The sequence below is a fragment of the Pseudaestuariivita sp. genome (genome assembly GCF_052825805.1).
In genome coordinates, this window is record NZ_JBRBVB010000013.1 from 331,151 (window position 1) to 352,930 (window position 21,780).

General features: G+C 66.1%; 22 protein-coding genes and 1 riboswitch. Of the genes, 5 read left to right on the forward strand and 17 right to left on the reverse strand.

All coding sequences use genetic code 11. The annotated features are described in order from the left end of the window. The first annotated feature begins 57 nt into the window (after positions 1-57). Entirely contained in the window at positions 58-1,683 is a 1,626-nt protein-coding gene (locus ACU0B3_RS15860; RefSeq protein ID WP_446261847.1) for an AMP-binding protein, read from the forward strand. Positions 1,684-2,082: 399 nt separating this feature from the next. Then, positions 2,083-3,108 (forward strand): hypothetical protein, encoded by a 1,026-nt coding sequence (locus ACU0B3_RS15865; RefSeq protein WP_446261848.1) that lies wholly within the window; start codon positions 2,083-2,085, stop codon positions 3,106-3,108. 4 nt (positions 3,109-3,112) lie between these two features. Here the strand turns inward: ACU0B3_RS15865 and trmB are convergent, their stop codons facing one another. From trmB to miaB, 9 genes are all read right to left on the reverse strand, one after another. Beyond that, positions 3,113-3,817, reverse strand: coding sequence for a tRNA (guanine(46)-N(7))-methyltransferase TrmB (gene trmB, locus ACU0B3_RS15870; protein ID WP_446261849.1), 705 nt, complete (start codon positions 3,815-3,817; stop codon positions 3,113-3,115). A gap of 155 nt (positions 3,818-3,972) precedes the next feature. Continuing rightward, the gene (metK, locus tag ACU0B3_RS15875; protein ID WP_446261850.1) at positions 3,973-5,151 is read right to left on the reverse strand and encodes a methionine adenosyltransferase; all 1,179 of its coding nucleotides are present in this window, start codon (positions 5,149-5,151) and stop codon (positions 3,973-3,975) included. 4 nt (positions 5,152-5,155) lie between these two features. Continuing rightward, positions 5,156-5,205: riboswitch (SAM-SAH riboswitch) on the reverse strand. A 28-nt stretch (positions 5,206-5,233) separates the two neighbouring features. Continuing rightward, a complete protein-coding gene (gene lnt / locus ACU0B3_RS15880) occupies positions 5,234-6,733 on the reverse strand; it encodes an apolipoprotein N-acyltransferase (protein WP_446261851.1) in 1,500 nt (499 codons plus the stop codon). A gap of 33 nt (positions 6,734-6,766) precedes the next feature. Further along, positions 6,767-7,672, reverse strand: coding sequence for a hemolysin family protein (locus tag ACU0B3_RS15885; protein WP_446261852.1), 906 nt, complete (start codon positions 7,670-7,672; stop codon positions 6,767-6,769). Positions 7,673-7,710: 38 nt separating this feature from the next. Next, on the reverse strand, positions 7,711-8,208 hold the full coding sequence (ybeY, locus tag ACU0B3_RS15890; RefSeq protein WP_446261853.1) for an rRNA maturation RNase YbeY: 498 nt from the start codon (positions 8,206-8,208) through the stop codon (positions 7,711-7,713). Between the two features lie 153 nt (positions 8,209-8,361). Then, complete coding sequence (locus tag ACU0B3_RS15895) at positions 8,362-9,372, reverse strand: PhoH family protein (protein ID WP_446261854.1); 1,011 nt, start codon at positions 9,370-9,372, stop codon at positions 8,362-8,364. Positions 9,373-9,505: 133 nt separating this feature from the next. Continuing rightward, the gene (locus ACU0B3_RS15900; RefSeq protein ID WP_446261855.1) at positions 9,506-9,811 is read right to left on the reverse strand and encodes a hypothetical protein; all 306 of its coding nucleotides are present in this window, start codon (positions 9,809-9,811) and stop codon (positions 9,506-9,508) included. Between the two features lie 11 nt (positions 9,812-9,822). After that, the gene (locus ACU0B3_RS15905) at positions 9,823-10,332 is read right to left on the reverse strand and encodes an OmpA family protein (protein ID WP_446261870.1); all 510 of its coding nucleotides are present in this window, start codon (positions 10,330-10,332) and stop codon (positions 9,823-9,825) included. A 328-nt stretch (positions 10,333-10,660) separates the two neighbouring features. Then, positions 10,661-11,980, reverse strand: coding sequence for a tRNA (N6-isopentenyl adenosine(37)-C2)-methylthiotransferase MiaB (gene miaB, locus ACU0B3_RS15910; protein ID WP_446261856.1), 1,320 nt, complete (start codon positions 11,978-11,980; stop codon positions 10,661-10,663). 206 nt (positions 11,981-12,186) lie between these two features. Here miaB and ACU0B3_RS15915 point away from each other — a divergent pair, with 206 nt between their 5' ends. Further along, positions 12,187-13,053: a hypothetical protein gene (locus tag ACU0B3_RS15915; protein WP_446261857.1), complete on the forward strand. Its 867-nt coding sequence runs from the start codon at positions 12,187-12,189 to the stop codon at positions 13,051-13,053. 117 nt (positions 13,054-13,170) lie between these two features. On the opposite strand, the gene ACU0B3_RS15920 is transcribed toward ACU0B3_RS15915, so the two are convergent. From ACU0B3_RS15920 to fabA, 5 genes are all read right to left on the reverse strand, one after another. After that, on the reverse strand, positions 13,171-13,851 hold the full coding sequence (locus ACU0B3_RS15920; RefSeq protein WP_446261858.1) for an FAD-binding oxidoreductase: 681 nt from the start codon (positions 13,849-13,851) through the stop codon (positions 13,171-13,173). A 57-nt stretch (positions 13,852-13,908) separates the two neighbouring features. After that, positions 13,909-14,289, reverse strand: a complete 381-nt coding sequence (locus tag ACU0B3_RS15925; protein WP_446261859.1) for a hypothetical protein — start codon at positions 14,287-14,289, stop codon at positions 13,909-13,911. Between the two features lie 41 nt (positions 14,290-14,330). Further along, entirely contained in the window at positions 14,331-15,119 is a 789-nt protein-coding gene (locus tag ACU0B3_RS15930) for an enoyl-ACP reductase FabI (RefSeq protein WP_446261860.1), read from the reverse strand. Then, positions 15,112-16,335: a beta-ketoacyl synthase N-terminal-like domain-containing protein gene (locus ACU0B3_RS15935; protein ID WP_446261861.1), complete on the reverse strand. Its 1,224-nt coding sequence runs from the start codon at positions 16,333-16,335 to the stop codon at positions 15,112-15,114. The genes ACU0B3_RS15930 and ACU0B3_RS15935 overlap by 8 nt, the downstream gene beginning before the upstream one ends. A gap of 187 nt (positions 16,336-16,522) precedes the next feature. Then, positions 16,523-17,032, reverse strand: a complete 510-nt coding sequence (gene fabA, locus ACU0B3_RS15940; protein WP_446261862.1) for a bifunctional 3-hydroxydecanoyl-ACP dehydratase/trans-2-decenoyl-ACP isomerase — start codon at positions 17,030-17,032, stop codon at positions 16,523-16,525. A 158-nt stretch (positions 17,033-17,190) separates the two neighbouring features. On the opposite strand from fabA, the gene irrA reads away from it, so the two are divergent. After that, the gene (gene irrA / locus ACU0B3_RS15945) at positions 17,191-17,619 is read left to right on the forward strand and encodes an iron response transcriptional regulator IrrA (RefSeq protein ID WP_446261863.1); all 429 of its coding nucleotides are present in this window, start codon (positions 17,191-17,193) and stop codon (positions 17,617-17,619) included. 126 nt (positions 17,620-17,745) lie between these two features. Here irrA and ACU0B3_RS15950 read toward each other — a convergent pair whose 3' ends face one another. After that, positions 17,746-18,057, reverse strand: coding sequence for an ETC complex I subunit (locus ACU0B3_RS15950; RefSeq protein WP_446261864.1), 312 nt, complete (start codon positions 18,055-18,057; stop codon positions 17,746-17,748). Between the two features lie 73 nt (positions 18,058-18,130). Beyond that, positions 18,131-18,616: a YHS domain-containing (seleno)protein gene (locus tag ACU0B3_RS15955; protein WP_446261865.1), complete on the reverse strand. Its 486-nt coding sequence runs from the start codon at positions 18,614-18,616 to the stop codon at positions 18,131-18,133. Positions 18,617-18,823: 207 nt separating this feature from the next. Here ACU0B3_RS15955 and uvrB point away from each other — a divergent pair, with 207 nt between their 5' ends. Further along, positions 18,824-21,022, forward strand: a complete 2,199-nt coding sequence (gene uvrB, locus ACU0B3_RS15960; RefSeq protein ID WP_446261866.1) for an excinuclease ABC subunit UvrB — start codon at positions 18,824-18,826, stop codon at positions 21,020-21,022. 23 nt (positions 21,023-21,045) lie between these two features. Here uvrB and ACU0B3_RS15965 read toward each other — a convergent pair whose 3' ends face one another. Next, positions 21,046-21,594 carry an REP-associated tyrosine transposase gene (locus ACU0B3_RS15965; protein ID WP_446261867.1) on the reverse strand — a complete coding sequence of 183 codons (549 nt, stop codon included), beginning with the start codon at positions 21,592-21,594 and terminating at the stop codon, positions 21,046-21,048. Positions 21,595-21,780: the final 186 nt, after the last annotated feature.

Below are 21,780 nucleotides of genomic sequence, written 5' to 3' on the forward strand. Positions count from 1 at the left end.
CGGTTGAATGTAGGCCAATGTCCCGAGCCGGGACACGAGGCACCACGGGAGGGCACCATGGGGTGGATGGCAGACGAAACCGGTCTGGACAAGTGCGCGGCGAACTATGTGCCGCTGACACCGCTCTCGCACCTGCAGCGCGCGGCGCGCGTTTTTCCCGACCGGCTGGCGGTGGTCTACGGCACGCACCGCACCTCGTACGCCGACTACCACGCGCGCGTCTCGCGGCTGGCCTCGGGCCTTGCCGGCCTCGGCGTCAAGCCCGGTGAGGTCGTCGCGACGGTCCTGCCCAACGTCCCCGCGCAGGTCGAGGCATCGTTCGGCGTGCCGGCCTGCGGCGCGGTGCTGAACACGATCAACACCCGCCTCGACACCGACACGATCGCCTACATCCTGGACCACGGAGAGGCCAAAGCCGTGATCGTCGATCCGCAATTCCTCGGCGCCGTGACCGAGGCGATCAGCCTGATGGACGGCCCCGCCCCCACCATCATCGAGGCGGCGGACGAGCATGCCGGCTTTCCTGCCTCCGGCGCGCACCTGACCTACGAGGGGCTTCTGGCCACCGGCGATTCTTCCTTTAGGTGGATCATGCCTGAGGACGAGTGGGAGAGCCTCTCGCTCAACTACACCTCCGGCACCACCGGCCGCCCCAAGGGCGTGGTCTACCACCACCGCGGCGCCTACCTGATGACGATGGGGACGGTAGTGAGCTGGCGCATGGTGCTGCACCCGGTTTTCATGGCGATCGTGCCGCTCTTTCACTGCAACGGCTGGAACCACACCTGGATGATGCCGCTTGTGGGCGGCACGGTGGTCTGCTGCCGCGACATCTCGGCCGAGGCGATCTACGACGGCATCGCGGGCGAAGGGGTCACGCATTTCGGAGGCGCGCCCATCGTGCTCAACATGATCGTGAACGCGCCTGCCGAGGTGCGCCGCGCCTTCGACCACATTGTCGAGGTCTTCACCGCCGGCGCGCCGCCCGCGCCCGCCACTTTGGCTGGCATGGCCGACCTCGGGTTCAACGTCACGCAAGTCTACGGCCTGACGGAGACCTATGGCCACGTCACCGAGTGCCTCTGGCGCGAGGACTGGGACGCCCTGCCCGCCGCCGAACAAGCCGCGATCAAGGCCCGCCAGGGCGTCGGCTTCCCGATGATGGAGGACATCGGCGTCGTCGAGGCGGACATGACCCCGGTCGCCATGGACGGCACGGCGCAAGGCGAGATCGTGATGCGCGGCAACTCGGTGATGAAGGGGTACTTCAAGAACCCCTCCGCCACCGAAGAGGCGTTCAAGGGCGGATACTTCCACTCCGGCGACATCGCCATCCAGCACCCCGACAGCTATGTTCAGATCGCCGACCGGATGAAGGACATCATCATCTCCGGCGGCGAGAACATCTCTTCGGTCGAGGTCGAAGGCACGCTGATGGCCCACCCCGCCGTCTCGCTCTGCGCGGTGGTCGCGAAACCGGACGATAAATGGGGTGAGGTGCCTTGCGCCTTTGTTGAACTGATCGAGGGCAGGGAGACCGACGAGGCCACGCTCATCGCCTTCGCCCGCGAAACACTCGCGGGGTTCAAGGCGCCGAAAAAGGTGGTGTTCCAGGAACTGCCCAAGACCTCCACCGGCAAGATCCAGAAGTTCGAGCTGCGCAAGCTGGCCAAGGCGTTTTGACGGCGGGGTCCGGGCAGCTTGCGCGGGAAACGTGCCGCGCTTGGCTCGCAAGGGCTGCCCTCGTCGAGACCGCACGCCTCTCCCGCACTAGCCCTCCCGTAAGGTGGGCACTGCCAAACGCGCGCCACCTCCGGTCCGCGTCTGCGCAGACCCAAAGCGCGGTGCCATGCCAACAAAGACGCTCTGCGCGAGACGTTCAAGACCGCGCCCCGTCCGCACCTCCGCCGCACCCTATCCCCTCACCGTAAGGTGGGCACTGCCGAAGACCCGCCTTTTCCTTGGACCTCCCCCACGTAAGGTGGGCACTGCCGAACCGGCACTCCGCCCCTCCGCAATTGCACGGGACCGAGGCGCCGTGCTACGCTTCACCCAAAGAGGCAGAGCAGGCCCACCACAGACATGACAGCGCTGGACGCCTATCAGCGGCTCGAGGGGCTCGGGCTATGGCGTGCGTCTCCCGAGGCGCAGCGCCGTGAGGTCGTTGTCTCGCTTGGCGATGCGACGCTGACCATCCACACCACCGCCGGCGCGCCGCTCACCCACTGGTCGCTCGCCGCAATCGAACGGGTCAATCCCGGCACGCGCCCGGCGCTCTTTCACCCGCATGGCGACCCAGATGAAGTGCTCGAGCTGGGGCCTGACGCGGGCGAAGTCATCGACGCGCTCGAAAAGCTGCGCAAGGCCGTCGCCCGCCGCCGCCCCAAGCGCGGCGCGCTGCGGCTGGTGCTGCTGCTGGCCGTCCTCGTGACAAGTGCCACGCTCCTCTGGACCTGGCTGCCGGGCGCGCTCACCGCGCACGCGGTCAAGGTCGTGCCGGAGGTCAAACGCGCCGACATCGGCGCAGCCCTCGTGAGCCGGATCACCCGCATCAGTGGCCCGGCCTGCGCCGCGGACACCGGCCAGCGCAGCCTCGACCGCCTGACGCGCCGCCTTCTGGGACCGGCCACGCAGACGCGGGTGCGTGTCCTGCCCGCCGGGATTGCCGCCGCCACCCATGTGCCGGGCGACACGATCCTGCTCGGGCGCGCGGTGGTGGAGGACCACGACACACCCGATGTCGTCGCCGGCTATATCCTCGCCGAAGCGCAGCGCCGCACGCAGGCCGACCCGCTCGAGGCACTCCTGGAGCACGCGGGTCCAATGGCCGCCATTCGCCTCCTCACAACCGGCCAGCTGCAGGGGAAAACGCTGGACGCCTACGCCGAAAAACTGGCTCGCGCGCCCGCAGCCCCGCTCGACACCGAAGCCACCCTCACCCGTTTCGAAGAGGCCGGCGTGCCGGTCACGCCCTACGCCTTTGCCGTCGATCCGTCAGGAGAGCAAACGCTCGAGCTGATCGAGGCCGACCCCCTGCGCGCCGCCCTGCCGGCCCCACTCCTCGACGACACGTCCTGGCTGCTGCTGCAAGCGATCTGCGAGCGTTAGAGCGTCAATCCCGCACAAACGTCATGTAATGCGGCACGCGCCCCTCACGGAGCGCCTTCTGCTCGTACCGCGTCGACACCCAGTCGCCCCACGGCACGCGCCAGTCGCCAGGCCCCTCGGCAAGCCAGCGAAACCCGGCCTTTGGCACTTCCAAAAGCGTCTGGCGCACGTAATCCGGGATGTCGGTCGCCACCCGCAACTCCGCACCGAGCTTCAAGGTGCGCGCCAAAGGCTCCAGATGCTCCGCGGTCACAAACCGCCGCCGGTGGTGCCGCGCCTTTGGCCAGGGATCGGGATAGAGCAAAAACGCCTTGTCGATCGACTCCTCCGGCAGCACATCCATCAGATCGCGTGCATCCCCCGGGTGCAGCGCCACGTTGCCCTCGACCCCGGCACTCCGGATCTTGCCCAGCAGCATCGCCACACCATTGATGTAGGGCTCCGCCCCGATGATCCCGATGTCCGGGTTTTGCTCGGCCTGATGCACCAGATGCTCACCGCCGCCAAAGCCCACCTCGAGCCAGACCGGCCTGCCCCCGAACCGCGCCCCTAGATCAAGCGGCAACCGCTCCGGGTTCTCGTCCCAGCCGACCCCGTCCAGCGACAAGGCGCCGAGGTCTTCGGCCACATACCGCTCCTGGCTCGCTTTCAGGTGCTTGCCCTTGCGGCGGCCATAAAAATTGCGATGCGGTCTGACAGGCGTGGACATGCGCCGCCTCTAACGCAAGCAGTCTTCCAAGCGCAAGGGGCGCAAGCTCACTGCCCACGCCCCTGCTTCTCTGGTTCGAAAATACCTCGGGGGGAGCGTTGAAACTCCCCCGGAGTTTCAACGTGGGGGGCAGAGCCCCCTCCCCGCCCGAAGGCTCAGATGGCTTTCTTGAGCGCCTCGGCCAAATCCGTGCGCTCCCACGAGAACCCGCCATCGGCTTCCGGAGCGCGGCCAAAGTGCCCATAGGCCGCGGTGCGCTGATAGATCGGCTTGTTGAGCCCCAGAGCCGTGCGGATGCCGTTCGGCGTGAGGTCCATCGACGCCGCAATCGCAGCTTCCACGGCAGCCGGATCAACCTCCGACGTACCATGCAGGTCCGCATAGATCGACAGAGGCTTGGCCACGCCAATGGCGTAGCTCAGCTGGATCGTGCAGCGCTCCGCGAGGCCCGCCGCCACGACGTTCTTCGCCAGATAACGCGCCGCGTAGGCCGCCGAGCGGTCCACCTTGGTCGGGTCCTTGCCCGAGAACGCGCCGCCCCCGTGCGGTGCCGCGCCGCCATAGGTGTCGACGATGATCTTGCGCCCCGTGAGGCCCGCGTCCCCGTCCGGCCCGCCGATCACGAACTTGCCCGTCGGGTTGACGTGCCACTCGGTCTCCGCCGTGACCCAGCCCTCGGGCAGCGTCTCCAGGATATAGGGCTCGACCACCGCGCGCACGTCGGCGCTCGTCATGTTCTCGTCGAGGTGCTGCGTCGACAGGACGATCGAGGTCACGCCCACCGGCTTTCCGCCCTCGTATTTGACCGACAGCTGCGACTTGGCATCCGGGCCCAGCGTCGGCTCGGTGCCGTCCTTGCGCACTTCGGCCAGACGGCGCAGGATCGCGTGACTGTATTGGATCGGCGCCGGCATCAGGGCGTCGGTCTCGGTCGTGGCGTAGCCGAACATGATGCCCTGGTCGCCGGCGCCCTCATCGCCCTGCTCACCCGTCACGCCCTGCGCGATATGCGCGGACTGCTCGTGAAGCAGGTTCGTAACCTCGCAGGTGTTCCAGTGGAACTTGTCCTGCTCGTAACCGATGTCCTTGATGCAGGCGCGGGCGATCTCGTCGATCTTGCCCATGTACTCGGACAGCTTGGCCTGGTCCGTCAGGCCCACCTCGCCGCCGATCACGACGCGGTTGGTGGTGGCAAAGGTTTCCGCCGCGACGCGCGCCAGCGGGTCTTCGGCGAGAAAGGCATCAAGCACCGCATCGCTGATGCGGTCGCACACCTTGTCAGGGTGCCCCTCGGACACCGATTCCGAGGTGAACACGTAATTCTGTCTGGACATGAAATGCTCCGTTGGAAGGTAAATGACACCGTCAGGAAGCCGTTGGTGCCACAGATTGGCGAGCCTTAGGGGCCTCAACGCATCACGTCAACGCATATCTCGTTCGCGCAGCGACGCCGAGCGCGGCCAACAGGAGCAGCAGCGCCACTGGCCAATCCCCCAGACGGGCATAAAGCGTCGGCGGCAACGCCGCCGGCACCTTCACGTCGAGCACCCCTGCCTCGCCCAGCGGCAGGCTTCGGGCCACCGCGCCTCGAGCGTCGATCACCGCCGAAACGCCCGTGTTCGCCACGCGCAGCATCGGCAAGCCCTGCTCGACACTGCGCATCCGCGCCTGCGCAAGGTGCTGATACGGCCCCGAAAACTTGCCGAACCAGGCATCGTTTGTGAGCTGCACCAAAACGTTAGGGCGTGCCGTGCCGCGCAGGTTGGCAGGGAAGACGACCTCGTAGCAGATGAGCGGCAGCGCACTGAGACCAGCGAGCTCCATCAGCGACGGCCCCGGGCCGGCGGAAAAGTCCCCCGCCATCTGCGCCAGCGCTCTGAGGCCGAGCGCCTCCGTCAGCGCCCCGCCCGGCATGTACTCGCCAAACGGCACCAGATGGTGCTTGTCGTAGGTCTGCGTGACCTCCTGCCCGTCCACAAGCACCGCCGCGTTATAGTAAAGATCGTCACGGCTCCGCCGCTGGATCCCCAGCACAAAGGGAACATCCGGCACCGCCTCCGCCATGATCTCGAACGCCACATCCGCGTGGTTCAGAAGGAGCGGCAGCGCCGTTTCCGGCCAAAGGATCAGGTCGAGCGCCCCCTCGGGCGGCTCAGCCGAGAGCGCGATGTACCGGTCGAAATGGCGCTGGATGTGCGCCGGGTCCCACTTCTCGCGCTGCGGCACGTTCGGCTGCACGAGCCGCACCGTCGGCGCGCCCGGCAAAGGCCCCGGTGCGGTCGAAACCAGCAGCGTCGCCAGCATCAGCGACGCACCGCCCGCGCAGGCCACGCTCGCGAGCACACTCCGCTGCCGCAGCACAACTCCGACCGCCGCCGCCATCAGCACCGTCCAGGCGGTCAGACCGTAGGGCCCGATATAGGCTGCGAGATGCCGCACGGGCGTCTCGACCCAGATATACCCAGGCATCGCCCAGGGAAATCCGGTGAACACATGGCCCCGCGCAAGCTCCGCCAGCGCCCAGAGGAGCGCGAGCAGCACCGCCCCGCCCCGCATCCGCACGGTCAGCCAGCCCGCAATTGCCCAAAAGAGCGCGAGGCCCCCCGCCAGCAGCCCCACCGCGAAAGGCGCCATCCAGCCGTGGCGCACGGGATCGACCAGAAACGGCTCGAAAACCCAGTGCAGCGCGACCAGAAAGTAGCCAAAGCCAAACGCCCAAAGCCTCCACCCCGCGCCGCGCGCGTCCTCGAGCGGCAGCGCGTAAAAGAGCGCGGCAAAGGCGGCAAAGGCCAGCGGCCAAAGGTCGAACGGCGCCTGCCCGAGCGCGGCCAGACCACCAAGCGCAGCATAGCCGAGGCCCGCCCGCCAAGGGCGGGACGAGGGCTGCGGCTCGGAAGGATCGCGCGTCGTATTCATACAGCACTGACTGGCACAGCACGGGGCGGTGCGCTACCCGAGCTGTGCGGCGATCAGTGCATCGGGGACGCGCACGCGCAGGCGCTTGATGCGGCGGGGGTCGGCATCGACCACCTCGAACTCCACCCCCGACGGGTGCGGGACCACCTCGCCGCGCGACGGCACATGGCCCGACAGCATGAAGACCAGCCCGCCGAGCGTGTCGATCTCTTCGGCATCGATGCCCTCGGGCGCGGTCAGGTCCACGCCCAGCACGTCCCGGAACTCGTCCAGTGGCGTGCGCGACAGCGCGAGGTAGCAGCCGGGCTTTTCGAGCGTCCAGAAGGCGTCCTCGTCGGTGTCGTGCTCGTCCTCGATTTCGCCCAGCACCTGCTCGATCAGGTCCTCGATGGTCACAAGGCCGTCCACGCCGCCATACTCGTCGATCACCAGCGCCATGTGGCGCCGCTCGGTCTGCATCTTGGCCAGAAGGACGCCGATCGGCATCGAGGGCGGCACAAAGAGGAGCGGCCGCAGGAGCGTGTCCATCGCGAACCCGTCGGCGCTCGCGCCAAAGCCGTGTTCGAGCGCGAGGTCCTTGAGGTGCACAAACCCGGTCGGCGTGTCGAGCGTGCCGTCGAAGACCGGCAGACGCGAGAGGCCACTTTCGCGGAAGACGGCCACCAGCTCCTCGAGGGTGATGGAGGACGGCACCGCGCTGATCTCGACCTTGGGGATCGCCACGTCCTCGACCCGCATCCGGCGGAGGTTGATCATGCCGTGGGTCGGGCGGGGCTCGGTGCTGGGCGCGCCTGCACCCTCTGCCTCCGCGTCGCCCTGCGGGCGCAGCGCGCCGATCAGCCGCTGCAACATGCCGTTCGAAGAGGCGCTTTCGCCGGTCTCTTCGCGTGTCTTCGCCGCCGCGGGCGACGTCTCCTGCGATCCGTCCATCTTTTCCATGTATCTGGTGCGCCAAATCCTGCGGCGCCGCGTTCATCCTATGACATATCATATGGGCTGGGGATGCCCAATTGTCCAAGAAGTTCGACCTCCAGCGCCTCCATCCGCGCGGCGTCGGCCTCGGTTACGTGGTCGTAGCCCAAAAGATGTAACAGGCCGTGAAGGCACAAATGCGTCACGTGATGGGCGAGCGGCTTGCACTGGGCCTCGGCCTCGGCGGCGCAGGTCTCGTAGGCGAGCGCGATGTCGCCGAGCGACGGCTCGGGATCCTGCGGGTCCGGGGCATAGGGATGCGGCGCGCCGCCCGGGGTATCGGGGGCGAGGTCCTGATCGGGCCAGCTGAGCACGTTGGTCGGCGTGGGCTTGCCGCGGAATTCCGCATTGAGCTCTGCGATGGCGGCGTCGGAGGTGGCGAGCACGGCGACTTCGGTCCGGGGCGGGACGTGGTCTGCGAGGGCGTTGGCGGCTGCTGTGCACCATGCCTCGAGCGGGTGCGCGCGCCAGCGCTCGTCCTCTATGGTCAGATCGATGTGCATGAAGTCAGAGGGTGCGCAAAAAATGGTCTCCCATTTTTTGCTCGGGCGCGTGTGAAGGGCGCTGCGCCAGGAGGCCGCGGGCCTGCGCTGCGGGGCTGGCGTCGAGAGGTAGGTATTTTTGAACCAGAGAAGACAGGACCGGGGCGCGCTGCATCACGGTTTTTGCTCTTCGGCCTCGTAGGCTTCGATGATGGCGGCCACCAGCGGGTGGCGGACGACGTCCTTGGCGGTGAAGTAGGAAAACGAGATGCCCTTGATGTGGCGCAGGATGTGTTCGGCGTCGCGCAGGCCCGATTGCACGCCGCGCGGCAGGTCGACCTGGGAGCGGTCGCCGGTGATGACCATGCGGGAGCCCTCGCCGAGGCGGGTCAGGAACATCTTCATCTGCATGGCGGTGGCGTTCTGCGCCTCGTCGAGCACCACGAACGCGCGGGAAAGCGTACGGCCGCGCATGAAGGCAAGCGGCGCGATCTCGATCCGCTTGTCCTCCATCAGCTTTTGCAGCTGTTTGGCCGGGACGAAGTCGTTCAGCGCGTCGTAGAGCGGCTGCATGTAGGGGTCGACCTTGTCCTTCATGTCGCCGGGCAGGTAGCCGAGCTTTTCGCCCGCCTCGACCGCGGGGCGCGACAGGATGATCCGGTCGACCTGGCCACCGGCGAGCATCGACACGCCCACGGCGACGGCGAGGTAGGTCTTACCGGTGCCGGCGGGGCCGATGCCGAAGGCCATCTCGTGTTTAAAGAGGTTCTGGACGTAGGCCTTTTGCGCGTCGGTGCGGGGCTCGACGGTTTTCTTGCGCGTCTTGATCTCGACCTTGCCGCCCTGGAACATCTCGAGCTGGTGGGCGGGCGCCGCCTCGTCAGCGCCGCCCATGCGCAGCTCGCGGTCCACGTCAGCAGGTTCGACCTCGCGCCCTGCCTCGAGCCTGTCGTAGAGCGCGGTCAGCACCGCCTCCGCCTCGGCGCGCGCGTCCGGCTCGCCGTAGATGGCCAGCTGGTTGCCGCGGCGCAGGATTTGCACGCCGGTCTTGTGTTCGATGTCCGCGAGGTTGCGGTCGAACTCTCCGCAGAGGTCGATCAGCAGACGGTTGTCCGGGAATTCCAGCAGGGTCTCGTGCGCGGCGCGGGGCGCGGCGCTGTCCGGCAAAGCGTCAGGGGAAGGCAATCAGCGCTCCTTTGGCGTGAGGCAGTTACGGCGGGCGGTGAAGCGCTGGGGTTTAGCGTCCCGAGCCTCAATGCACAAGCGCCGCGGAGGGATCCCCGCGGCGCCGTTTTGTCTCGCATGAGGCAGGCTCACGTCAGATCGGGTCCCCGATGATCGCGGTTGCGCCGCCTTTGAAGTTGCCGACGGCGGTGTTCGGCGGGGCCACGCCCGAGCAGACCGGCTTGCCGTATTTGTCGAGGCGCGCCGAGAGGTAGCCTTCGACGCCGTCGTCGATGATCCAGTGGTCGCATCCGTTGGGGTCGACCCAGATGCCGGCCTTGAGCTGGCTGAGGTGTTTGCTGTCGAGGCCGCGGTCCACGGTCTTGTCGACCTTGTTGCCGAGGCAGCCCGACAGGGCCATCGTCGCGAGCGCCAGTGCGGTCAGTTTTGCAAGTTTCATAGTCAGTGGCCTCAGCGGATGCAGATGATTTCGACGCGGCGGTTCTTGGCCATGCCGTGTGCGGTGGCGTTCGAGGCGATCGGCGAGCGCTCGCCGTAGCCGCGCACGTCCGCGATGCGCGCGCCGGTGGAGGCGGCGACGGCGGCAACCGCGTTAGCGCGGTTGAAGCTCAGGCGCATGTTGTACTGGTCCGAGGCGCGGCTGTCGGTGTGGCCTGCGATGATGTACGCCGTCGCTCCCGTGGAGGCGAAAAACTGCGCGAGGCGCGCCTTGCCGGCGTGGCTGATGCGCGCGCTATTGGTGGCAAAGAACTGGTCGGAGTGCATCACGCCGCAGGGGTTGCCACGGCGGCAGACCGGGATGCCCTGGCGGTTGGTGTGCGGGGTCATGTACCCCTCGACGCCGTCGTCCATCACCCAGTGTTCGCACCCGTCCGGGTCGACCCAGATGGTGGGCGTGTAATTCTCACCGGCCACCGAAATCTTGTCGGCCAGCGCGGGCGTTGCGCCCAGCGCGAGCACGGCACCCAGCGCCGCGATCACGGTTGTTCTGAAGGTCTTTCCTGCCACGAGCCTATGTCCCCCTGTCGTTCTTGCGAGACATGACGCGTCTCGTCTGCCTACCTGAAATGTCGGACGGTCCCGTATGGCCCTTGGGTGGCCTGGCAGCCGGAATCGCCTGACTGTCCCGTTACTATTCAACAGTTTAGCAAACTTGCTTGATGAGGGAAGGCCAAAAACCCAACATCTTGTGGGGCGTGCGAAGCGAGGCCCAAGGTTTATGTGGATAACTCGGAAAGCGGCGTGATCCCGGCGGGTTAGCGCTGCCTCTTGATGCGGCGCTTTGGCGTCAGAGGGGCACGCCGCCGAGGGAATTGGCGCCGCTTTCGGTGATGCTGACGCGGCGCAGGTCGCCTTTGGCGATTCCCTCGCCCGGCACATGCACGGCATGGAGGTACTCGGACTTGCCGACCATCTGGCCGGGCAGGCGCCCGGATTTCTCGAAGAGCACCGTGACCTCGCGCCCGACCATGGCGTCTTGCGTTTCGCGCTGCTGGCGCGTGAGGAGCGCCTGGAGCCGCTGCAGCCGGTCGTCCGCCACATCCGCCGGCACGTCCTGCCGCTCGGCGGCGGGGGTGCCCGGGCGGGCGGAGTATTTGAAGGAATAGGCGTAGCCGTAGCGGACCTCTTCGATCAGATCGAGCGTGGCCTGGAAATCCTCCTCGGTCTCCTCGGGAAAGCCGACGATGAAGTCGCCGGACATCAGGATGTCGGGGCGCGCGGCGCGGATGCGCTCTATCAGGCGGATGTAGCTTTCGGCGGTGTGCGAGCGGTTCATGCGCTTGAGGATCTTGTCGGACCCGGCCTGCACGGGCAGGTGCAGGTAGGGCATGAGCTTGTCACATTCCCCGTGCGCCTCGATCAGAGCGTCGTCCATGTCGTTGGGATGCGAGGTGGTGAAGCGGATGCGCTCGAGGCCGTCGATCTTGTCGAGCGCCCAGATGAGGCCGGCGAGGCCCTGTTCGTGGCCGTGGTAAGCGTTGACGTTCTGGCCGAGCAGGGTGATTTCCTTGACGCCGCGCTCCACGAGGTCGCGCGCCTCGCCGAGGATGCGGTCCGCCGGGCGGGAGACCTCGGCGCCGCGGGTGTAGGGAACGACGCAGAAGGCGCAGAATTTGTCGCAGCCTTCCTGCACAGTAAGAAACGCCGTCGGGCCGCGCATCGCCTTGGGACGTTTGGCGAGATGCTCGAACTTGTCCTCCTCGGGGAAGTCTGTGTCGAGCGCCTTGGCGCCCTGCCCCGCCTTTGCCTCGAGCTCGGGCAGGCGGTGGTAGGATTGCGGGCCGACGACCAGATCGACCATCGGCTGGCGCGCGATGATCTCGGCGCCTTCGGCTTGCGCGACGCAGCCGGCAACGCCGATCTTGAGACCCGGGTTTTCGGCCTTGAGATGCTTGAACCGGCCAAGCTCGGAATAGACCTTTTCGGCGGCCTTCTCCCGGATGTGGCAGGTGTTGAGCAGGATCATGTCCGCTTCGTCCGGCGTCTTGACCTCCTCGTAGCCGACACCCCCAAGCGCCTCGACCATGCGCTCGCTGTCGTAGACGTTCATCTGGCAGCCGTAGGTCTTGATAAAGAGCTTTTTGGGCGGCTGTTTCGCAGCGGTCATGGCAACACTCGCGGAAAAAAGGAGACGCGCGCACCTAGCGCGAAACGGCGGCGGCTTGCAATGCACACAAAATTCAACATCCTGCCTTAAAGAGACGCGATCCATCGCGCAAAGCCGGATCAGCCTTGACGCTGAACGGTGGTTGAGAGTGGCAGGGGTAGACGCGCGCCGCAGGGCGCTGCGGTGTGAAAGACAGGCGGTCCGACGTGTATTCGAGTTTGGCAGATTTTCTGAGCCGCGGCGTTGCGGTGCTGGCCAAGGGGCCGATTGCGCTCGTCTTTTGCGAGGATGAGGCGGAGATCGACACGACGCTGCGCCACCATTTGCAGCTGGGGTTCAAGGCGGTGGTGGTGTTCATGCCGGCGGCGTTCGAGCTCGACCCGGCGCTCGAGACGCGCTGCACCCGGGTCACGCTCGACACGTTGGCCGAGAACGCTGTGACGGACACGGTGAACGAGATCATTCCGGCGGCGGCGGGCCAGTGGCTCTATTATTGCTACAATGCGGAGTATCTCTTTGCGCCCTTTTGCGAGCACCGCAGTGTCGGGGAGATGCTGGCGTTTCACACCGAAGAGCGTCGCGATGCGATGCTGACCTATGTGATCGACCTCTATGCCGGCAACCTCGCGGCGGCGCCGAACGCGGTGAACCTCGATGATGCCTGGCTCGACAAGTCCGGCTATTACGCGCAGGCGCGCAAGGACCCGGACAAGGGCAACGCGCCGAAGGAGCGGCAGCTCAACTTTCACGGGGGTCTGCGGTGGCGGTTCGAGGAGCACGTACCGATGGAGCGGCGCAAGATCGACCGGATCGCCCTCTTTCGCGCCAAGGCCGGGCTCACGCTGTATGATGATCACACGTTCTCGGATCAGGAGTACAACACCTACGCCTGTCCCTGGCACAACAACCTGACGGCGTCGATCGTGTCGTTTCGCACGGCCAAGGCGCTGCGTCGCAATCCGGGCTCGAAGGAGGAGATCCAGTCCTTCCGCTGGCACAATTCGATCCCGTTCGACTGGAACTCGCGCCAGCTGATGGATCTGGGTCTCATGGAGCCGGGACAGTGGTTTTAGCGCGGTAAGGTGGGCAGGGTGCCCACCTTACGTGTTTGGCGTGCGCGCCTTTAGCCTTGGGGGCGCTGCCCCCAAACCCCCGAGGTATTTCGAAACCAGAGAAGCAGGGGATCGTGCCTAACCCATGTCCTCGTGCACGATGCGGTCTGATGGCGCGCCGGCCTTTTGGGCGGCTTCCGAAAGCGCTTCGACCATCGGTTTTGGACCGCAGAGGTAGACCCAGGCGCCCGTACCCGCGCCATGGTCTGCGAGCATGTTTCCGTCGATCATGCCGACATCGACCCCTGTGCCCGGTGTTTTGGTGTCGGTGACCGTGAAATGCGTCCTGAGGCCGTCCATCTCTTCGAACGTCTCGCGGAGAATGATGTCCTCTTCGGTCTTGTTCGAGAAGAGGAGCGTCGAGCCTTGCAGCGTCCCCTCGCGTTTGAGGCGCGCCTTGAGGATCGCGATGAAGGGCGTCACGCCCGCGCCGCCAGCGACGAAGAGGCCGGGTCCCTTGTCCTCGATCGCGCCCCAGGCGTCGCCGATCTGGGCCTGATCGCCCGGCTGCATCTTTGCGATCTCCTCGGTCACGCCGTCGTGGTCCGGGTAGGATTTGATGACGAACTCGAGCCCGGCGTCTTCGGGGAGGGAGGTGAAGGTGAAGGGCCGTTCCTTGTCCCGCCAGCCGTCCTTGGCGATGGCGAAGTCCGTCGCCTGTCCGGGCTCGAAGGCATACCCTTCGGGCCGGTCGAACTTCAGATGATATGTGTCGTGAGTGACCGGAGTGATCTCTTGCAGCGTCAGGGTGTGGGTCATGGGTGCCTCGCGATTTGCGTGTTGCGGCTCAAACGCGGTGGCTGGCGCTCCTGTTCCCTAGCTTGCTGGTTCCTTTGCAATGACTTGGATGCCGGTACGCGCGTCGTGGGGGAGCGCGCCGGCTTCGGCTTGCACGGCGCGGAGCAGCGTCCACGCGGCGATCAGCGCGGCCGCGATCCAGCCCGCGCCAGGCGCGCGCAGCTCCGCGATCCCTCCCAGAAACGCGAGCGCCGCGAGCGGGCCAAACCGGCGCAGTTCCCAGCAGACGGCGCAGCCCTGCCCGTCAAGCCGCAGGCCGGCGAGCCGCAGCCCCGGCGTCGCGCCGCGCTGCGCCGCCGTCACGACGTTGAGCAGCATCGCTGTCAGGACAGCCGCCGCTAGCGCCAGCCAGGGCGCCCCCAGCGCGGCCTGCCAGAGCGTTGCCAGCGCCGCGATCACGGCGCCGTCGATTAACCCTGCCAGACGACGCCGCGCGCCGCTCACAGGTTTTCGAGTTGCGGCATGCCGAGGACGTGGTACCCGCCGTCGACCTGGATGATCTCTCCGGTGGTGCAGGCACCGCCATCGCTGGCGAGGTAGACCGCCGTCGCGCCGACCGCCTCGAGCGTGGCGTTGGCGCGCAGGGGCGCATTCTGGTCGGTGTGCTTGTAGGTGCGCCGCGCGCCGCCGATGGCCGCGCCTGCCAGGGTCTTCATCGGGCCGGGCGAGATGGCGTTCACACGAATGCCGTCGGGGCCTAGGTCATTGGCCAAATACCGCGTCGTCGCCTCGAGCGCCGCCTTGGCCACGCCCATCACGTTGTAGTTCGGCACGACACGGTTCGACCCCAGGTAGGTCAGCGTCATCAGGCAGCCGCCCCGCTCCACCATCAGCGGGTGCGCACGCCGCGCCACCTCGATGAAGGAATAGGCCGAGATGTCGAGAGAGTGCTTGAAGTTCGCGCGGGAGGTGTTCAGGAAGCGCCCCGTCAGCTCGGATTTGTCTGAAAACGCAATGGCATGCACGACAAAGTCGATGCTCGGCCAGCGCTCCGCCAGCTTGCCGAAGCCCACGTCCAAAGCCGCGTCATCGGTCACGTCCATGTCGACCATGAAGTCCGAGCCGACCGACGCCGCGAGGGGTTCGAGCCGCTTGCCGAACGCCTCCCCCTGGTAGGAGAACGCCAGCTCCGCGCCGGCGTCCGCCATCGCCTTGGCAATGCCCCAGGCGATCGAGCGCTCGTTGGCGACCCCCATGATGAGGCCGCGTTTGCCGGTCATGTCAGCCATCATAGCGCCCCAGTACCATCGACCCGTTCGTGCCGCCGAACCCGAAGGAGTTCGTCATCACCGCCTCGAGCCCGGCACCCTCACGCAGCTCGGTGGCGATTTCCTCCGGCTTCAGAGCCGGATCCAGCGTTTCCACGTTGATCGACGGCGTGATGAAGTCGTTCTTGAGCATCAAAAGCGAAAAGACCGCCTCCAGCGCCCCAGCCGCACCTTGCGCGTGGCCTGTCATCGACTTGGTCGAGCTGATCGGCGGCGCGCCCTCGCCGAAGACCCGCCGCACGGCCTCGACCTCGCCCACATCGCCCACGGGCGTCGAGGTGCCGTGCGCGTTGATGTAGCCGACACTATGATCGCCCACCGTCTTGAGCGCGCCGCGCATCGCGCGCTCGCCGCCCTCACCCGATGGGGCGACCATGTCGTGGCCGTCAGACGTGGCGGAGAACCCAAGCACCTCGGCATAGATCGGCGCTCCGCGTGCCAGCGCGCGGTCGAGCGATTCCAGCACCAACATGCCTCCCCCGCCGGAGATCACGAACCCGTCCCGGTCCGCATCGAACGCGCGGGAGGCGCGCTCGGGGGTGTCGTTGTACTTGGACGACATCGCACCCATCGCGTCAAAAAGGCACGACAGCGTCCAGTCGAGCTCCTCCCCGCCGCCCGCGAACATCACGTTCTGCTGGCCCAGCGCCACCTGCTGCGCCGCCATCCCGATGCAATGCAGCGAGGTCGAGCAGGCCGAGGTGATCGAAAAGTTCATGCCCTTGATCTTATAGGCGGTCGCGAGGTTCGCGCTCACGGTGGAGGACATGCACTTCGGCACGGCAAAGGGCCCGATCCGCTTGGTCGCGCCGCTCTTGAGCACCGTCTGATGCGCCGTCAGCATGGCCGAGGTCGAGGGCCCGCCCGAGCCCGCAATCAGCCCTGTCATCGGGTCCGACACCTCCGCCTCAGTCAGCCCAGCATCAGCAATGGCCTGGCTCATGGCGATGTAGGAATAGGCCGCCCCCGGCCCCATGAACCGCAGCGTCCGCTTGTCGATATGCTCGGACGGGTCGAGATCGATCGCGCCGGCGATCTGGCTGCGGAACCCGTGCTCGGCCATCTCCGCGCTGGCGGTGATCCCGGACCGACCCGCCTTGAGCGAGGCCGTAACCTCCTCGGCGTTGGTTCCAATGGATGAGACGATCCCCACCCCCGTGACGACAACTCGCCGCATAAAGCACTCCTATCGCAAGGCTGCCCGTATCTAGGCCACCCGCCCCCTGACACGCAAGCGGTCCGGCCGCTCCAAGTACCGCCGCGACATCTTCTTCTGGCTGGAAATATCCCGGGGAGGACGTCGAAAATCCCATTTTCGACGGGAGGGGCTGGCCCCTCGCTGCCGTCCCGAAAAGCCTAGCGCGTCAGCTCTCGCTCAACGCAACCTTCATGCCGGTCACCTGATAGATGACCTCGCCGTCTGCCTCGACGGTCCCATCGGCAACCCCCATGGTCAAACGCCGAGTTTGAACGGCTTTGGTGAAGTCCACCTTGTAGGTCAACATCTTGCGGTCAGGGCGCACCATACCAGTGAGTTTCACTTCACCCACGCCCAGCGCATAGCCGCGCCCGGTCCAGCCGCGCCAGCCGAGGTTGAACCCGGTCAGCTGCCAGAGGCCATCGAGGCCGAGGCACCCCGGCATAATCGGGTTGCCTGGAAAGTGGCAGTCAAAGAACCACAGGTCCGGTTTGATGTCGAACTCGGCGACCACATGCCCCTTGCCATGCAGGCCACCTTCGCCGGAAATGTCGGTGATGCGGTCCATCATCAGCATCGGCGGCTCGGGAAGCTGTGCGTTGCCGGGGCCGAAAAGCTCTCCGCGCGCGCATTTCAAAAGGGCGTCACGGTCGAAAGAAGTCGGGTAGTCGGACATCTGTGCTGGTCCCCCTTGTCATGATAAGCCGCAGGGCGCGGGCCTGCGCGACGCCTAACACCCGCCCCGGACGAGGTGCAAGCCTGCCGCAGTCTCCAAAACCGCGCGAAACGCAATTGAAATCGGCGCCCCTTAGGCCCTATATCAAGGACATGTCGATGATCGCACCCAATGCAGGCACGTCCACCGACCGCGCGACCGAATGGCTCGCCGGTGGCAGCGTGCGCCCGACCCGCCAGCGCGTCGCGCTGGCCGAAGCGCTGATCGGCGACGGACAGCACCGGCACGTCACCGCCGAAAGCCTTCACGAGGCGGCCCGCGGCGCGGGCGAGACTGTCTCTTTGGCCACCGTCTACAACACGCTGCGCGCCTTCTGCGATGCGGGGCTGATGCAGGAAGTGACGGTCGATGGCTCCAAGAGCTATTTCGACACCAACACCCACGACCACCCGCACTTCTTTTGGGAAGACAGCGGCCGACTGACGGACGCGCCTGCCGAAGATCTGGTGATCGCCCGCCTGCCCGACGCGCCTGACGGGGCCGAGATCGCCTCGGTCGACGTGGTCATCCGTTTGCGCAAGCGCTGATCTGAGTTTTTGACGCCTTTTTTGGGGCTCTGCCCCGCCACATAAAATGCGTGCGCATTTTATGTGGCCCCCCGAGGTATTTTCAAACCAGAGAAGACAGGACCGCCCCGGCCTGGCTGTGGAAGGTCAGTGTGTCCAGGCACCGCGCCGGCTGGTGGCGAAGTTGTCGCCGTAGCCGCCGGGGCGGACGTTGGCCTTGCGCTTGGTCGGGCTCAACACGGTGGCGTCGATGCCGTGGTCGCGGGCGTAATCGAGGGCGGCTTCCTTGCTTGAAAACGACAGCCGCACCTGGCTTTGCGTGTCGCTCGACGAGGTCCAGCCCATCAGCGGATCGACCTCGCGCGCGGTCTCGGGCATGAATTCCAGCACCCAGCCCTTGGTCTTGGCCGTGCCGGACGACATGGCAGTTTTGGACGGCTGAAAGATGCGTGCGCGCATGGCTGGCTCCGGCATTGGTTCCCTGCCCTGACTGTTACGCCGCGCGGCAGCGCGGATCAAGTCGGCAAGCGGCTCACCCGATGCGCTGCTGCACGTCGGGCCAGCGGCGGTCGCCTTCCTCGATGAAGCCGGGCACGTCGGTGTTCCAGGTCTCCTGCACCCGGTCGTTGAAGTTAAGGTAGAGCTTGCCGTCGACAACCGCCCAGTTGCTGGGTTGAGTCGAGAAAAGCTGGCCCTTGGCCGCGACCGCCCAGGCGCAGTAGCCGCCGTATTGCGGGGCGTAGGCCGTGGGATCGGCGGCAAAGGCGTCGCGGTTCTCGGCGGAGGCAAAGTGCCAGGTGCTGCCGGACCAGTCGTGGCTGTAGGCTGCATCGCCCGCCACGGGACGGCCTTCGGTGAAGTAGGCGACGGCGTCGGTGCCGCGGATCGCGATCCCGTCGACGCTGTAGAACGCGGTGTCGCCGCCCTCCGGGTGACGGGTGAGGTAAAAGGTCGTGCCTGCGCCGGCGGCGAGCACGGCGCCAAGTCCGACAAAGAGCGAGCGGCGGGTGAGGGGCATGTGAAGTCTCCAATCTGGTGCGACCAAGTTGCACACCGGACCCTGCCCGCGAAACCTCTGGCACGCGTTTGTGAGCGGGAGTGAAAATCGCGGACCTCCTGTCAAAAACTGTCAGCGTGCCGCAGCGCGTCGCAAACAAGGGTTGAACCTCCGGGGCGCAAGGCCACCTATGGCGTAGCCCCCGCCACCGCCCCTGGAGCCTGCACGATGCACAACAATTCGCCCGAAGCGATGCCGGTCCTCACCCACGCGCCAGCCGGTCCGGTGCGGGAGCGCGAAAAGCTCGAAGGGGGGATCCGCCTCAGGATGCAGACCGAGTTCGCGCCGGCGGGCGATCAGCCGACGGCCATCGCCGAGCTGAGCCAGGGTGTGCGTGAGGGCGAGCAGAACCAGGTGCTGCTGGGCGCGACGGGCACCGGCAAGACGTTTACGATGGCCAAGGTCATCGAGGAAACGCAGCGCCCGGCGATCATACTCGCCCCGAACAAGACGCTGGCAGCGCAGCTTTACGGTGAGTTCAAGGGCTTTTTCCCGGACAACGCGGTCGAGTATTTCGTGAGCTACTACGATTACTACCAGCCGGAGGCTTATGTGCCGCGGTCGGACACGTATATCGAGAAAGAATCGCAGATCAACGAGCAGATCGACCGGATGCGCCACTCTGCCACGCGGGCCTTGCTCGAGCGGGACGACGTGGTGATCGTGGCCTCGGTGTCCTGCATCTACGGCATTGGCTCGGTGGAGACCTATGGAGCGATGACGCAGGACCTCTTTGCCGGGAAGTCCTACGACCAACGGCAGGTGATCGCGGACCTGGTGGCGCAGCAGTACCGACGGAATGACCAGGCGTTTCAGCGGGGTTCTTTTCGGGTGCGGGGCGATTCGCTCGAAATCTGGCCGGCGCACCTCGAGGACCGCGCTTGGAAGTTGTCCTTCTTTGGCGAAGAGCTGGAAGGGATCTCCGAGTTCGATCCGCTCACCGGACAAAAGACGGACACGTTCGAGAAGATCCGGCTCTACGCCAATTCGCACTACGTGACGCCGCGCCCGACGCTCAACCAGGCGATCATCAACATCAAGAAGGAGCTGCGTGTGCGGCTCGACCAGCTGGTCGGCGAGGGGAAACTGCTGGAGGCGCAGCGGCTGGAGCAGCGCACGAATTTCGACATCGAGATGCTCGAGGCGACGGGGGTGTGCAACGGGATCGAGAATTATTCGCGGTACCTGACGGGGCGCGCACCGGGCGAGCCGCCGCCGACACTCTTTGAGTTCATCCCCGACAACGCGATTGTGTTTGCCGATGAGAGCCACGTTTCCGTGCCGCAGATCGGGGCGATGTACAAAGGCGACTACCGCCGCAAGTTCACGCTGGCTGAGCATGGCTTTCGCCTGCCGTCTTGCATGGACAACCGCCCGCTCAAGTTCGAGGAGTGGGACGCGATGCGCCCGCAGTCGGTCTTTGTTTCGGCAACGCCCGCGTCCTGGGAGATCGAGCAGGCGGGCGGCGTCTTTGCCGAGCAGGTGATCCGTCCGACGGGACTGCTCGATCCCGAGGTGGAGATTCGTCCGGTCGACATGCAGGTCGATGACCTTCTCGACGAGGTGCGCAAGGTCGCCGAGCGCGGGTACCGCACGCTTGCGACGACGCTTACGAAACGCATGGCCGAGGACCTGACCGAGTACATGCACGAGCAGGGTATCCGCGTGCGGTACATGCACAGCGACATCGACACGATCGAACGCATTGAAATCCTGCGGGATTTGAGGCTGGGCGCGTTTGACGTGCTGGTGGGGATCAACCTCTTGCGCGAGGGGCTCGACATCCCCGAATGCGGGCTGGTGGCGATCCTCGATGCGGACAAGGAGGGCTTTCTGCGGTCGGAGACGTCGCTGATCCAGACCATCGGGCGCGCGGCGCGGAACGCCGATGGCAAGGTCATCATGTACGCCGACAAGATCACCGGTTCGATGGAGCGCGCACTGGCCGAGACCGAGCGCCGCCGCACCAAGCAGATCGCCTATAACGAAGAGCACGGGATCACGCCCGAGACGGTCAAGAAGAACGTCGAGGATGTGCTGGCAGGGCTCTATCAAGGCGATACAGACCAAAGCCGCGTGACGGCCAAGATCGATGCGCCTTTGGCGGGTTCGAACATGCAGGCGGTGCTCGATGGCTTGCGCGCGGACATGCGCAAGGCGGCAGAGAACCTGGAATTCGAAGAGGCCGCCCGGCTACGTGACGAGGTCAAACGGCTGGAGGCGGTTGATCTGGCGGTGTCGGACGATCCGCTTGCGCGCCAATACGCGGTGGAAAAAGCCTCCGAGCAGGCGGTGAAGTCGCGCGGGCGCTCGACGGCGGGCCGGGCCGGTCAGCGTGGTGGCAACGTGAAGCGGCGCAAACGGTAAACTGGCGGTGGGCGTTGCCCACCTTACGCGGCCATGTCGCGCTCTCCACACGGCATCACCATCGGCTCCAGCCTCAGGTCGTTGGGCGCAAGGCCCGCCTTGCGATCGCGATGCAGCGAAGAGTACGGCCAGTCCACAGCCTCGCGGACGAGACCGTGGCGCATCGGATTGGTCCAGCAGAAATTGCGGAAGGCGTGGTAGTCTTCGTCATCCCGGATCATGTGCTCCCAATAGCGGCGTTGCCAGATACCGGCCTCGCGCTTGTTGACCTTGCTCGCGGAACGCGCGGTAGGTCGGCGCGCGGGCGGGATCGCGCGGGTAAAGGTCCGCTTGATCTTGCGCCAGCGGTTGGGGAAATCGGTGTCTCCGGGCGGCAAGGTCCAGATGGCGTGCAGGTGATCGGGCAGCACGACGACAGCGGCGCAATGGACCGGGGCATCGCGAAGGACGCTAGCAAAAGCCCAGCGCAGGTCGTCGATGTGATCGATGAGCAAGTTCGAGCCGGGCTCTTGCAATGAGACGGTAAAGAAGAAGGTGCCGCCGGGGGCGTGGGCGCGTCGGTAGTTGGGCATGAGGCTGCGTAGCGCGCGGGGCGTTTATTTGGCGTGAAGGGATTGGCGAACCCTGGGGTGTTTTTTGGATTTCTGAGGTGTCGGCCCGGGCCCCCAAACCCCCCCGCAATAATTTGGGTGTTAGGGGGGGCCAGCCCAAACCGGTTTAAACACAGGGTTTTTGGGTGCGCCGCCCGCCCCCAAACA

Bases quoted from the DNA above. Each gene is read 5' to 3' on its own strand.
- ACU0B3_RS15860 (WP_446261847.1), top strand. From the start codon at position 58: ATGGGGTGGATGGCAGACGAAACCGGTCTGGACAAGTGCGCGGCGAAC.
- ACU0B3_RS15865 (WP_446261848.1), top strand. From the start codon at position 2,083: ATGACAGCGCTGGACGCCTATCAGCGGCTCGAGGGGCTCGGGCTATGG.
- trmB (WP_446261849.1), bottom strand. From the start codon at position 3,817: ATGTCCACGCCTGTCAGACCGCATCGCAATTTTTATGGCCGCCGCAAG.
- metK (WP_446261850.1), bottom strand. From the start codon at position 5,151: ATGTCCAGACAGAATTACGTGTTCACCTCGGAATCGGTGTCCGAGGGG.
- lnt (WP_446261851.1), bottom strand. From the start codon at position 6,733: ATGAATACGACGCGCGATCCTTCCGAGCCGCAGCCCTCGTCCCGCCCT.
- ACU0B3_RS15885 (WP_446261852.1), bottom strand. From the start codon at position 7,672: ATGGAAAAGATGGACGGATCGCAGGAGACGTCGCCCGCGGCGGCGAAG.
- ybeY (WP_446261853.1), bottom strand. From the start codon at position 8,208: ATGCACATCGATCTGACCATAGAGGACGAGCGCTGGCGCGCGCACCCG.
- ACU0B3_RS15900 (WP_446261855.1), bottom strand. From the start codon at position 9,811: ATGAAACTTGCAAAACTGACCGCACTGGCGCTCGCGACGATGGCCCTG.
- miaB (WP_446261856.1), bottom strand. From the start codon at position 11,980: ATGACCGCTGCGAAACAGCCGCCCAAAAAGCTCTTTATCAAGACCTAC.
- ACU0B3_RS15920 (WP_446261858.1), bottom strand. From the start codon at position 13,851: ATGACCCACACCCTGACGCTGCAAGAGATCACTCCGGTCACTCACGAC.
- ACU0B3_RS15930 (WP_446261860.1), bottom strand. From the start codon at position 15,119: ATGGCTGACATGACCGGCAAACGCGGCCTCATCATGGGGGTCGCCAAC.
- ACU0B3_RS15935 (WP_446261861.1), bottom strand. From the start codon at position 16,335: ATGCGGCGAGTTGTCGTCACGGGGGTGGGGATCGTCTCATCCATTGGA.
- fabA (WP_446261862.1), bottom strand. From the start codon at position 17,032: ATGTCCGACTACCCGACTTCTTTCGACCGTGACGCCCTTTTGAAATGC.
- irrA (WP_446261863.1), top strand. From the start codon at position 17,191: ATGATCGCACCCAATGCAGGCACGTCCACCGACCGCGCGACCGAATGG.
- ACU0B3_RS15950 (WP_446261864.1), bottom strand. From the start codon at position 18,057: ATGCGCGCACGCATCTTTCAGCCGTCCAAAACTGCCATGTCGTCCGGC.
- ACU0B3_RS15955 (WP_446261865.1), bottom strand. From the start codon at position 18,616: ATGCCCCTCACCCGCCGCTCGCTCTTTGTCGGACTTGGCGCCGTGCTC.
- uvrB (WP_446261866.1), top strand. From the start codon at position 18,824: ATGCACAACAATTCGCCCGAAGCGATGCCGGTCCTCACCCACGCGCCA.
- ACU0B3_RS15965 (WP_446261867.1), bottom strand. From the start codon at position 21,594: ATGCCCAACTACCGACGCGCCCACGCCCCCGGCGGCACCTTCTTCTTT.